This window comes from Mycobacterium sp. 852002-51613_SCH5001154 (genome assembly GCF_001667425.1).
Lineage (GTDB): Bacteria > Actinomycetota > Actinomycetes > Mycobacteriales > Mycobacteriaceae > Mycobacterium.
This window is the reverse complement of record NZ_LZII01000083.1, coordinates 68,408-80,304: the sequence shown is the minus strand read 5'-3', so window position 1 is coordinate 80,304 and position 11,897 is coordinate 68,408. Positions and strand designations below refer to the sequence as shown.

Sequence of the window (11,897 nt, the reverse complement as noted above, 5' to 3'; positions counted from 1 at the left end):
TGGTGCGCGTGCCAAATCCGCCGTGGATTGTCGACGTTGTCGTGGTCGGCGCAGGCTTTGCTGGAATCGCCGCGGCGCGCGAGCTAGCCCGCCAGGGCCATGACGTAGTCGTCTTCGAGGGCCGCGACCGCGTCGGCGGCCGGTCGTTCACCGGCAGCGTGGCGGGATTGCCCGCCGACCTGGGGGGCACGTTCGTCGGCCCGACCCAGGACGCGGTCCTGGCCCTGGCGGCCGAACTCGACGTCCCCACCATCCCGACCCACCACGACGGCAAGAACGTGATCCACTGGCGCGGCTGGACGCATTCCTATCGCGGCACCATCCCCAAGCTTTCGTTGACCGGGCTGCTCGACATCGGCCGGTTGCGTTGGCAATTCGACCGGATCGCCCGCAGCATCCCGCTGTCGGCCCCGTGGGACGCGCGCCGGGCGCACGAGCTCGACGGCGTGTCGCTCGGCGGCTGGCTGCGCTCGGTACACGCCACCGCGTCGTCGCACGACCTGCTGGCGATCGTGTCCCGGGTGACCTGGGGATGCGAACCAGACGACGTGTCGATGCTGCACGCGGCGCGCTACACGCACGCCGCCGGCGGGCTGGATCGGCTGCTCGACGTCGAAAACGGTGCCCAACAGGACCGTTTTCCGGGCGGCACCCAGCAGATCGCCGAGGCCGCGGCCGCCGAGTTGGGCGCCCGGGTCGTGCTCAACGCGCCGGTCCGCCGCATCGACCGGCACGGCGCAGGTGTAACGGTCACCACCGACATCGGCCAGGCGGAAGCCGGATTCGTCGTCGTCGCGGTCCCGCCCGCCCATCGCGCATCGATCGAATTCGCCCCTCCGCTGCCCGCCGAGTACCAACAACTCGCCCGGCACTGGCCACAGGGCCAGCTCAGCAAGGCCTACGCGGCTTATTCCACACCGTTTTGGCGGACCAACGGCTTCTCCGGCCAGGCGTTGTCCGACACGGGGCCGGTTTTCATCACCTTCGACGTCAGTCCGCACGCCGACGGGCCGGGCGTCCTGATGGGCTTCGTCGACGCGCGCACCTTCGACTCCCTTTCCCCCGAGCAGCGTCGCCATGACACGTTGCGCTGCTTTGCGACGCTGTTCGGTGACGACGCCCTGAAGCCGCTCGACTATGTCGATCACCGTTGGGGCGCAGAACAATTCGCGCCCGGCGGTCCCACCGCCGCGGTCCCTCCGGGCTCGTGGACACGGTTCGGGCCGTGGCTGCGCGAGCCGGTCGGCCCCATTCACTGGGCCGGGACCGAGACCGCGGACGAATGGACCGGGTTCCTCGATGGCGCCGTCAGGTCCGGCCAGCGGGCGGCCGCCGAGATCACCGCCTTGCTATGAACTGATCCGCACGTCCTGGCTCACCGACTCGGCGAGTAACCGCAGGTGGCGGTTCACCTCGCGCGGGTGCTCCAGCATCGAGCAGTGACCGCCGGGCAGCTCGACCAGGCCGACGACGTTGGGCGCGGTCCCCGCGATCCTGCGGGCCTGGCTGATCGGGGTCAGCCGGTCGCGTTCGCTGCCGATGACCAGCGTCGGCACCGTCAAACCGTCCAGCTCCAGGTATCGCGACCCCAACGCGGCGACCAGCATCCTGGCGCAACCGGCGCGCCCCGCCGGCGATGTCTGTTCGAAGAACTGGTGGACGATCCTGGCGACGCTGGGGTCGGCTTCCCTGCCCACCGCCAGCATCCCGACCAGGTAGCGGCTCGGGATGCGGGCAGCGGTAGGGATCGGGAACCCGCCGAACGCGTTGATCAGCGCGCGGCCGGCGACCACTCGGGCCGGTGACAGCCCGCGCGGCACCGACAGCAGCTGCACCTTGCGGACCAGATCCCCTGTTGTGGTGTTGATCAGCGCGACGGCGTCGGCGCGACGGCGGACCATGTGGCGGTAGCGCGCCGACCATGCGGCGATGGTGATGCCGCCCATGGAGTGGCCGGCCAGCACGGCGCGCTCGTGCGGCGCCAGCGTCGCATCCAGCACCGAATTCAGGTCGGATGCAAGGTGTTTCAGGCTGTACCCATTACGCCGGGGCATACCGCTGCGCCCATGGCCGCGGTGGTCGTAGGCGATCACCCGGTAGTCGTTGGCCAGGTCCGCGATCTGGTAGGCCCAGGCGCGGATGGTGCAGGTGATGCCGTGCGTCAGGACAATCGGATAGCCGTCGGGCGGCCCGAACACCTCGGCGTGCAACCGTGTGCCATCGGTCGCGTGGACGGCCACCGTCTGGCTCGGGGGCAGCACGTGGGGGTAGGGATCGACTGCGCGACCCGATCGTCGAGCACTCATCGTCGCCTCCCCCTCCAACGCGGCCTCGTCGCCGCAGTTAAGGACTGGCGCAAGTTTATCCCTAAGGTCCGTTCGGATTCGGTAAATCCGGCAAACCGTTGCGATGTGAGACGCTAACACCCGTGTACCCGATGTCCCGTCGGGAATTCATCGCGGCTACCGCGGGCGTGGTCGGCGGTGGGCTGATGGCCGCCTGCGCGCCGCACCATCCGCCATCCGCGCGGCCGCCCCGGCCGGATACCCGGTCGGTGCTCGTCATCGGCGCCGGGATGGCCGGCCTGTCGGCCGCCCGCGGCCTCGCCGATGCGGGGTGGCCGGTTCGCGTGATCGAAGCCCGCGACCGCATCGGCGGCCGGGTGCACACCGACCGCGACTGGGGCGTACCGCTCGAGATGGGCGCGTCGTGGATCCACGGCACCGCGGACAACCCGCTGGTGCAACTGGCGCGCCGCGCGGGGGCTCAGTTGGTCACGACCGACTATTACAGCTGGGCCAAGCTCGTGATCGATCCCAAACTTCCACCGCTCGACTACGACCCGACACTATGGCGCGTGTTCGTGGAGCGGGCGCGTTACCAAGTCGACGCCGGCAGCCTGGCGGCCGCCGTCAATGCCGCGGCAGGCGGCGAAGCGCTGTCCACCGCGGACCGCGCCCAGTTGGCCTTCTATCTCACCACCGAGATCGAGGACGAGTTCGCTGCCGACGCGGATCAGCTGTCCGCCATCACCTTTGACGAGGGCGACTACAGCGGCGGCGATCAGGTTGTCATCACGAACGGCTACGACGCCCTGCCGAAGCTGCTCGCCGACGGGTTGCGGGTCGAGTTGAACGCGCCGGTGACGGCGATCGCGCAACGCGACGACTCCGTCGTGGTCCGGACCAAAGATCGGACTTACCAGGGACCCGCCGCAATCGTCACCGTTCCGCTCGGCGTGCTGAAAGCCGGTGCTATCGCTTTCGATCCGCCCCTGCCCGACCCGTACCGCCGCGCGGCCGACGCCCTGGGCTTCGGCGTGCTGTCGAAGAGTTTCTTCCGGTTCAACCGGCGCGGCTGGACGGTGGACAACGCCTTCTATCAATACCTCGCCGCCGACGGCGGCCCGTGGGCCCAGTGGTTCAGCCTCCCGGCGACCGCGGGCCCAATCATATTGGCATTCAACGCCGGTGGCCGCGGCCGCGCCGTGGAGGCCTCCTCGCCCAGGGATCTGATGGCAACCGCGCTGCCGATCGCTCATCGGCTGTTCGGCGATGACATCTCCCCGGTCGAGGTCAAGACATCGGACTGGAGCGCCGACCCGTATGCGCGCGGCGCCTACTCTTTTCACGCCCCCGGCTCCGGCCTGGATGACCGGCGCCGGCTGCAGGAACCGATCAGCGACCGGCTTTACCTGGCGGGCGAGGCGGTCGGCGTCAACAATCCGGCCACGGTGCACGGCGCCATGGCCAGTGGCCGGTATGCCGCCGAGCAGTTGATGCGCCGGCTGGGCCGTTAGGAAGCCAGCCCGCGGAGCCCAGTCGACGCGTCCCGCTGCGGTTCCTGCTGCCGGGACGGGCCCGACACCAACCGACGGCGAGCCGTTGCGACGCCTTCGATATGCGCGAGGGCCGCAGGGACCGAGTCGGCGATGGGCAGGCCCAGTTCCGGCAGGACCCGGGTCAGCCGGCGCAGCGCCACGCCGCTGACGATGCTGCACCGCAGCCCGGCCCGCCGATGCTCCTCGCTGAGCACCAGCAGCGCTCGCAGGCCCGAGGCGGCAAGGAAGTCCAGACCGGCGAGGTCTAGGACCAACGGGGCCCTGAGCCGCGTAAAGCGGCGAATGGCCTCGGCGATGAGGGCGGTGTTGGATGCGTCGACCTCGCCTTCGAGGCGCAAGATGGTGGCCACACTACGGGCGTGAACCTGGATTTGCGCTCCGGCGCAGTCGATTTGGTAGCGGCTGCGAGGTTCTCCGAGCAGCCCGGGTGTATGTCGGTCGGGTGTACGAAGTTCGGTTGAAGCAGTCATGTTGAGTGCGCCCTTCAAGGGGATTGGAGTAGCAGGGCGAGCGACGACGGTGTCCGAATGGCGCCCGTTGGTAACGGCAGCTGGGGACTCAACCTGGCTACAGCCTACCGGGTGTAGCGGCCGCCCGTACGCACAAGCGACGCCGCGCGCCCACCAGGCGATCCGGAATCGGCGCTCAACCAGGCGGTTTCGCTTCGACTCTGGGTGCGGAAAACACCTTTCGGCGTGTTGGTCACAGTGACATGACGCGAAGGCAAAGTCGGGTGAACGCAGCGGGCCTGACCTGGGGTTTAGCGGCCTATCGGCGTCACGGCCCTGCGGTCAGGTGCCGGAGCGTGGTGTGCGGGCTATGGCCGTACGTCTGCCGGTACAGCACCGCGAACCGGCCGGTGTGCGCGAACCCCCAGCGCTGGGCGATTTCCGTGACGGTGGTGTCGGAGTGCGCCGCGGCCAACAGCTCTTGATGGGCGCCATTGAGGCGCACGCGGCGAATGTATTCCGTTGGGGTGCTGGCGAGTTGGCGGCGGAACAGGTACTGCACAGCCCTGGGGGTCAAATGCACGGCGGCGGCGACGTCGTTGATGCTGACGTCCTCAGCGGCGTGACGATGGATGAAAGACACTGCGTCCTTCAGCGTTTCGGGGATTGCGGGCTCGTCGGCCAGGTCCTGCTCGGTGAGGTTGGACGGGTAGCACTCGAGCAGCGCACCGGCCAACAGCGGACCAAGCCCCGCCACGATGAGTGGCTGGTGGGCGGTGTCCGGGCCGGCGAGCGTCGACGCGACGTGGTCCAGCGTCCGATGCCACGCCCGCACGGCCGCGCGCGAGCGCGGGCGCCAGTCCAGGAAGTGGAGCCGTTGCGGTAAGGGCGCGCGGCCACCCGCGGCGACCTTGTGCAGCAGGTCCGCAGCGACGCTCACCACGTCGAACCGCGCACCATTGCACTGCAACACGCACGACATGTCATGGGCGACCAGTATCGGGAAGTCCGCTGTGGCGGGGGGACCGCCCGCAACGTTCATCGACCCCGCGCGAGGCTGGATAACGGCGACCGCGTCGGAGGCCGGAATCTCCACCGCGACGCGACCCTGAATCGTCACGTCGTCGACCGTCAACGAACCCGCTTCGCAGCGCCGATGGGAAACGGCCGAGCGTCCCGTGAGCCCGGTGATGCGCCAGCCGGGATGGTAGGCCCTGGCAAAGAATTGGCGCGCGGTATGCGCATCGATGGTGCGGAACTGGTCGTGCCGAATCGCTGCCGCCGACCCGCCCGCATCGCCCGCGAGTTCAGCGCCGACTCCGGCTTGGCCCGCTCCGGACGGTGGTCCGACTGCACCGGCGAGCACGCCGGTGCCGGCGTTGTCGGTGGCGCTCGTCATGGTCGTCATAGTTGGCGTCCCCAAAGGGCTACGGTGTCATCATTGCATCACCGGACACCGGATGACTGCAAGCGTTGCGGTGCCGAACACGGGGCCCCCACCTGTTGGTAGATGTTCTGCGAGTCAAGGGCAATCCTGTCCCAGGCGTAACGGGACAACGCGCGGCTGCGGCCCGCCGCGCCCATGCTCTCGCACTGGAAGCTCTGTGCCAGAAGGCTCCTCAAGGCAGCTGACAAGCTGCCGGGAGTTTCCGACGGGAGCACCAGCCCGGTGACATCGTCGACCACGGCGTCCTTGAGCACCCCGACTCCGAAGGCCACCACCACCACGCCACTGGCCATCGCTTGCAGCACCGATGTCGCGCGCGGTGGCTGGCACGGCGTGCACGCGACCACGTCCGCGGACCGCAGCAGCATCGGGAGTTCGTCACCGGCGACGGTGTGCGCGAACCGGACTCGCTCGGCCACCCCCAACTTGGCGGCCTGCTGTTGCAGCCTGGCCCGCGCCCCGTCGTGGTCGGGGTTGGTGGGCTCGGTCTCAGCAATCACCAACTCGGTGGCCGGGATCCTGGGCAGCGCCTCGACGGCGATGTCGAAGCCGTTGCACGGCATGGGGTTTGGCGCGAGGCAGAGGACGCGATGCAGGTCGGTCCGGGCCAGTGCCGGGCCGCGGGAGTTGTATCGCTCCACGTCGACCCCGCTCGTCAGAGCGGAAACCCGGGCCCGGCTGCGACGCATCCGGCTCAGGGCATCGACGTCGTCGGCGCTCTCCCCCGTCACCCACGTCGCGCTGTGCGCCAGTAGCCGTTCGAATCGAATCCGTTCGCTGTTCGGCCCCGGTCCGGCGGCGCCGCCGCGCCCAGACGTGGCGGCCAGACCCAGAAAGCTCTGGACGGTCGGCACCTTTAGCCGCCGCGCGGCCAGCTGGGCGGCCAGGCCGCCGAGCCACCCGTACGCGTGCACCACGTCGGGGGCCTCGGCCGACCACTGGCGGGTGAGCGCGGACGCCCAGTCGCCGATGTAGGGCAGCACCTCCGAGGAGGAAGTTGGTTCGCGGGGGCCGACGGTCACCACTACGGTGCGGTTTCCCGTCGCTCGGCGGGCTTTGCGCCGGGCGAAGCCGGTGACGTCGTGGCCGCGGGCCGAAAGGGCGGCGGACAGTTGCTGTGGGTCGTCGCCGACGATGTCGTCGCCGCTGACCATCGCAATTCTCACGTCAAGCCCCCTTTCGCCGCCTTTGGCGTGGTGGCGTACCCGGCCCAAATATCGGCAAAACGGCGTCGCTTCACCTAGCGCGTTCCCATTTCGCATGGCGGATAACCACGGCGCGGCCTGGATAAAAGGGGAGCGCTGGCCGGCTGTGCCGCGGCGGTGGTCTGTTTTCGACGGTGCTGAGTGATCTGCCGACCGATTCGTCGTCCATCCGAGGCCCGTCGCATCGAGCGTGGCCGAAGGACTTGGACGTTACTCGCGGTCGTCAGAAGCGATTCTCGCGACCGACCAGCGCCCAGACCGTCTTGCCCGTCGACGTTGGGGCGCTGCCCCACGTCCGGCACAGGGCGGAGACGATCGCCAGGCCGGACACGACCTCGGCTCCGCGCTCGGCGTCTTCGTGCCGGCCGGGCAGGCGGTCGCTGCAATCCTCCACCGCGACGGTCACGGCGTCGGAGAAACTTTCGACGATCAGCACCGGCGCACTGTCGGTGTGGTCGAGGACGTTTTCGACGAAGACGGTGGCCACGGTGGACGCGACCGGAGTCGCCCCGCGGCATCCCCATTCGGTGAGCCAATCAGTGATGACGGCGCGGGCAAGGCCGAGGCTGCCGGGCGAGCGCGGGAGTTCGGTGCGCGCCCGGCGCCGACGCTGCAACGAGCGACTGCTCACGGCACCCAGCGCCGACTCCCGGGTGGGATGCACCGGCACATAGCGGCACACGCCGGCCGCGATGACCGCCCGCCGCGCCTTCGGTTGTGCGCAGACGAGCGAAATCGGGACGTCGGGCCAGATGCTGACGTGCCATCGGGCGCTGGTGAAAACCGTCCAGGCCGAGGCCGTCGGCACGGACAGCCGGTCGACATCGACGATCACCGCGCGCGGCTGGTCCAGGGCGGCCTTGATGACGGCGTCGCGGACGGTTCGATACGTGGAGCTGTCCAGCACGCCCTCTACTGCCAGGATCGGCACCTCCTGCCGCGCCTCGGCGTCAATGCGGATGCGCGGCTCAATCACCGTCGTCACCGCCGTGTTGCGCGTTCGCCGACAACCTCTCGCTGAGCACTTTCAGCGCCCGTTCGGTTTCTTCGGCGCGACAATCGCGCCTTTTCCTGCAGGCTGCGCAGCGCCACCCACAGGCGCCGATAGCTACCACACCGCGCAGGTCGCCCCTGTCGCTCGTCGCTGTAATCATTGCCCCTCGACTACCCGTATCAATGCCAGGTAACCCACCTCAGCGAGGGACGGCGCGCAGACGACCCGGGTTTTCACTGCCGCCCGGGCGGGCATCCTGACCAGGACGCCAAGGATGTCTCATCGTGAACAGGAGGATGGACAATGCCGAACTCGTCGATCAAGAACGAGAAGTTGTACAAGGACCTGCGCAAGCAGGGCGATTCCAAGGAAAAGGCGGCCCGGATCTCCAATGCGGCTGCCGCGCGGGGCAAGTCCTCGGTCGGGCGCAAGGGCGGCAAGTCTGGGTCGTATCAGGACTGGACCGTCCCGCAGCTGAAGAAGCGAGCGAAAGAGCTTGGTATGTCCGGCTATTCAAGCCTGACGAAGGACAAGCTGGTAGCAAAGCTGCGGAATCACTGATCCGTGAGGCCGAGCCGGTCGACCAACACGAGGAAGGCGACCGCGTAATCGTTGTCGGCGGTGCGCGCCCTGATTCGTTCCCAGTCCAGCCGTTCGCGGACCGCGCGCACGGCCGGCAATAGCCTGGCGAAGTCGCAATGATGCTCACCCAGGGAACGTAGTTGCTGGGTCAGCACCATCGTGGGCGGCAGCACAGGCATCCTGATGGCCAGCACATCGTGCTGCTCAGCGCAGTCCAGGACTGAGGCTTCCACCCGCACGCCGTTGACCCGGTGCAGCACGTCGACGACCGTATCGCCGGTGCGCGCCTTGAAGAGCCAATCCTCCGGGGGCCGCTCTACGGCGAACCCGGCATCGCTGAGGGTGGCCACGGCGTCGTCGACGTCGGCCTCGGCCACCACCAGATCCACATCGTGTGTGGGTTCGGGCGCGCCGTAGGCCCACAACGCGTAGCTGCCGGCCAACGCGAATCGAGGGCCGTTCTCCTTGAGCGCCGATGCTGCACAACGCAGCGCATCCCGCAGCTGTGTGCTGGACGCGGGGACGTCCAAGTGGGTCTCGGTAGGTGCCATGGTGCATAGGTCATACCCCGCCGGGGGCCGGTGCAACCTGCGCGGACACGGCGCCAGAGTTGGTAAGCCCGTTTAACTTGCGGTCATTTGGGAAAACCTGTCTGTTGTGTCAACCGCCTGGCCCCGCGCCTATGATGCCGCCGCCGTGGTCCCCGCTCACACTGAGCGGGGCGACACCGAACTCCGCCTCCGCACACCGGCGCGAACCCAGGAACAGGCGCCACACGGGTTCGATCACCGCCCCAGGCAACTGGGGAGATCGGCGGCGGGTGATTGCGTGTGACTGCGGGTCTTGTCAGGCACTGGCTCGAGTCGGGACGGCTCGAGCTGCCACAACCCGCCTCCGGGCGCACCGGCGAACGCTGGCAGCGCCTGGCGTCGCTGGCCGAGGAGAACATCGTCGCGGCCCGGGTCGCCGAAGCCCACGTCGACGCCGTCGCGATTCTTCACGAACTGGGCGGTAAACCCCCGGAATCCGGTCAGCTGTGGGGTGTTTGGGCTGCCGAAGCGCCAGACGCGGTGCTGACGGCCACCGACGTCAAGGGGGCGTTCACCCTGACGGGCACGAAGGTGTGGTGCTCGGGTGCGGGGTTTTGCACGCACGCGCTGGTGACCGCCCGCCTCGAAGACGGAACACCGGGCCTGTTCGCCGTGCAGGTGACCGACGCAAGCGTCAAGCCGCTGCCCAGCACCTGGTGGAACGCCGGAATGGCGGGTAGCGACACCAGACCGGTGCAGTTCACCAACACCCACGCCGTCGCCGTCGGCGATCCCGGCGACTATCTGAACAGGCCCGGCTTCTGGCACGGCGCCATCGGTGTGGCGGCCTGTTGGCTGGGCGGCGCACGCAGGGTCGCCGATCCCCTATACCGTTGCGCCCGAAGCAAATCCGCCGACGCATACTCGTTGGCACACCTCGGTGCCGTCGACGCCGCACTGGCAGCCAGCGACGCGATGCTGGCCGTGGCGGCCACACATGTCGACACCGACCCGTTCGACCGGACGGGCACCGCGCAACTGCTGGCCCGCCGGGTCCGCACGGTCGTGGAACACGCCGTCGACGAAGCCATCACCCGCACCGGCCGCGCGCTGGGACCGGGTCCGCTCTGCCAGGACGGACGGCACGCCCAGCGGGTCGCTGACTTGAGCATCTACATCCGGCAAAGCCACGCGGAGCGCGATCTCGCCGAGCTCGGGCAGCTCGCCGGCCGCCAACGCTGAGGGCGCCATGAGAACCGCGCCGATCAGCAATAGTGCCCGGTTCGTGGCCAAGCCGCTGACCCATGGCGGCACCCCGGCGCCGTTGTGGCTGGCCGCTTTTGAGCGCGGCCCCCTGCCGGCACTGGACCTGGCCGAGTGCCGGCGCCTGATCGTCGTGGCACCCCACCCGCACGACGAGACCCTGGGCCTGGGCGCGATGATCGCCCAACTCATCGCATCGGGCGTCGACGTCCGGGTGGTCTCGGTCAGCGATGGGGGTGCCGCCCAGCCCGGGACGACGCGGTCCGGCCGGATTCGCCTGTCGACGACCCGCCGATACGAAATACGCAGGGCTACGGGCGTTTTGGGCGCACCTCCCCCGGTGCGCCTGGGATTGCCCGACGGCGAACTGGCGAACCACGAGGATCGGGTCGCCCGCGCCCTCGCGGACATCTTGCGGTCGGCCGGGCCCGGCGCCTGGTGTGCCGCGACCTGGCGTGGGGACGGGCATCCCGACTACGAAGCCGTGGGACGCGCCGCCGCCGCGGCATGCGCGCGCACCGGCGTCGCGCTTCTGGAATACCCGGTCTGGATGTGGCACTGGGCCAGCCCGGCCGACCCCGCGGTGCCGTGGGGCCGCGCCCGCTCGGTCCCGGCACCCGGCTGGGCCATCAACCGCAAACGGCAAGCGGCGCAATGCTATCGGAGCCAGCTGCGGCCGGGCCGCGGTGAAACTCCGCCCGTACTGCCGCCCTTCGTCCTGCAGCGACTGCTCACCGTGGGTGAGGTGGTCTTCCGGTGAGCGCGCGGGGGCGCGTGACTGCGCGGGCCGGAAAGTGGGTAGGAGGGACCCTATGCGCGTCGCGACCTTCAACATCCTGCACGGCCGCACTGTCGGTGACGGGGTGGAAGTTCAGCGGCTGCGTGACTGTGTGCGGCGCCTCGACCCGGACGTGCTGAGCCTGCAAGAGGTCGACTGTGACCAGCCGCGCTCCGATCGCGCCGACCTCACCGCGGTGGCGGCCGAGGCGATGGGGGCCGTGGAGCACCGCTTCGTGGCGGCCATCTCCGGCACCCCCGGGGCGACGTGGATGGCTGCCACGGGTCAAGAGCAGCCCGGCACCGCGGCCTATGGAATCGCCTTGCTGTCGCGCTACCCGGTTGCCAGCTGGCAGGTGGTGCGGCTACCCCGCATTCCGATGCGCTTTCCGATGTATTTGCCCGGCCCCAACCGGGTGATGGTGGTCGACGAAGAGCCCAGGGCGGCGGTGATCGCGCAGCTACACACCCCGATGGGCGGGCTGACGGTGGCCAACACGCACCTGTCCTTCGTGCCGGGCTGGAATCGGCGTCAGCTGCGCCGGCTGGTAAACGACCTGCGCGGCTTCCCGGGCCCGCGGCTGCTGACCGGGGACCTCAACATGACACCCAAGGCCGTGCGCCGCTGGTCGGGCATGCGGGCGCTGGCCGCAGCCGCGACATTTCCCGCGGACGCCCCCGACCGTCAGCTGGATCACATCCTGACCGACGATCGCCGCCTGCGCGGCAGCGTTGTCGAGGCCGAGCCGATGGGGATTTCCGACCATCGGCCGCTGCTGGTCGACCTCGAACACGCGTGAGTGGCGCAG

At 69.3% G+C, this 11,897-nt stretch carries 12 protein-coding genes; 6 read left to right on the top strand and 6 right to left on the bottom strand.

The genetic code is table 11. The features are described 5' to 3' along the window. Positions 1–8: 8 nt before the first annotated feature. Complete coding sequence (locus A5750_RS22200) at positions 9–1,355, top strand: flavin monoamine oxidase family protein (RefSeq protein WP_067266192.1); 1,347 nt, start codon at positions 9–11, stop codon at positions 1,353–1,355. On the opposite strand, the gene A5750_RS22195 is transcribed toward A5750_RS22200, so the two are convergent. Next, a complete protein-coding gene (locus A5750_RS22195; protein WP_067265711.1) occupies positions 1,350–2,306 on the bottom strand; it encodes an alpha/beta fold hydrolase in 957 nt (318 codons plus the stop codon). The two genes, A5750_RS22200 and A5750_RS22195, sit on opposite strands and share 6 nt — an antisense overlap. Before the next feature lie 131 nt (positions 2,307–2,437). Between A5750_RS22195 and A5750_RS22190 the strand changes: the two genes are divergently transcribed. After that, positions 2,438–3,799, top strand: a complete 1,362-nt coding sequence (locus A5750_RS22190; RefSeq protein WP_066946689.1) for an NAD(P)/FAD-dependent oxidoreductase — start codon at positions 2,438–2,440, stop codon at positions 3,797–3,799. Here A5750_RS22190 and A5750_RS22185 read toward each other — a convergent pair. From A5750_RS22185 to A5750_RS22170, 4 genes are all read right to left on the bottom strand, one after another. Next, positions 3,796–4,311, bottom strand: a complete 516-nt coding sequence (locus A5750_RS22185; protein WP_082948288.1) for an STAS domain-containing protein — start codon at positions 4,309–4,311, stop codon at positions 3,796–3,798. The genes A5750_RS22190 and A5750_RS22185 overlap by 4 nt on opposite strands. A gap of 307 nt (positions 4,312–4,618) precedes the next feature. Next, positions 4,619–5,698: a helix-turn-helix transcriptional regulator gene (locus A5750_RS22180; RefSeq protein ID WP_067265709.1), complete on the bottom strand. Its 1,080-nt coding sequence runs from the start codon at positions 5,696–5,698 to the stop codon at positions 4,619–4,621. A 38-nt stretch (positions 5,699–5,736) separates the two neighbouring features. Further along, positions 5,737–6,903 carry a glycosyltransferase gene (locus A5750_RS22175; RefSeq protein WP_066946698.1) on the bottom strand — a complete coding sequence of 389 codons (1,167 nt, stop codon included), beginning with the start codon at positions 6,901–6,903 and terminating at the stop codon, positions 5,737–5,739. 262 nt (positions 6,904–7,165) lie between these two features. Beyond that, positions 7,166–7,918: an STAS domain-containing protein gene (locus tag A5750_RS22170; RefSeq protein ID WP_066946813.1), complete on the bottom strand. Its 753-nt coding sequence runs from the start codon at positions 7,916–7,918 to the stop codon at positions 7,166–7,168. A gap of 321 nt (positions 7,919–8,239) precedes the next feature. On the opposite strand from A5750_RS22170, the gene A5750_RS22165 reads away from it, so the two are divergent. Next, positions 8,240–8,497 carry a hypothetical protein gene (locus A5750_RS22165; RefSeq protein WP_007168278.1) on the top strand — a complete coding sequence of 86 codons (258 nt, stop codon included), beginning with the start codon at positions 8,240–8,242 and terminating at the stop codon, positions 8,495–8,497. Here A5750_RS22165 and A5750_RS22160 read toward each other — a convergent pair. Further along, positions 8,491–9,069 carry a hypothetical protein gene (locus A5750_RS22160; RefSeq protein ID WP_066946703.1) on the bottom strand — a complete coding sequence of 193 codons (579 nt, stop codon included), beginning with the start codon at positions 9,067–9,069 and terminating at the stop codon, positions 8,491–8,493. The two genes, A5750_RS22165 and A5750_RS22160, sit on opposite strands and share 7 nt — an antisense overlap. A 279-nt stretch (positions 9,070–9,348) precedes the next feature. Here A5750_RS22160 and A5750_RS22155 point away from each other — a divergent pair, with 279 nt between their 5' ends. Genes A5750_RS22155 through A5750_RS22145 form a run of 3 tightly spaced genes read left to right on the top strand, consistent with a single transcriptional unit; the run spans position 9,349 to position 11,888 of the window. Further along, positions 9,349–10,290, top strand: a complete 942-nt coding sequence (locus tag A5750_RS22155; protein ID WP_066946707.1) for an acyl-CoA dehydrogenase — start codon at positions 9,349–9,351, stop codon at positions 10,288–10,290. Positions 10,291–10,297: 7 nt separating this feature from the next. After that, complete coding sequence (locus A5750_RS22150; RefSeq protein WP_066946711.1) at positions 10,298–11,071, top strand: PIG-L deacetylase family protein; 774 nt, start codon at positions 10,298–10,300, stop codon at positions 11,069–11,071. Positions 11,072–11,123: 52 nt separating this feature from the next. Next, positions 11,124–11,888 (top strand): endonuclease/exonuclease/phosphatase family protein, encoded by a 765-nt coding sequence (locus A5750_RS22145; RefSeq protein WP_066946715.1) that lies wholly within the window; start codon positions 11,124–11,126, stop codon positions 11,886–11,888. Positions 11,889–11,897: the final 9 nt, after the last annotated feature.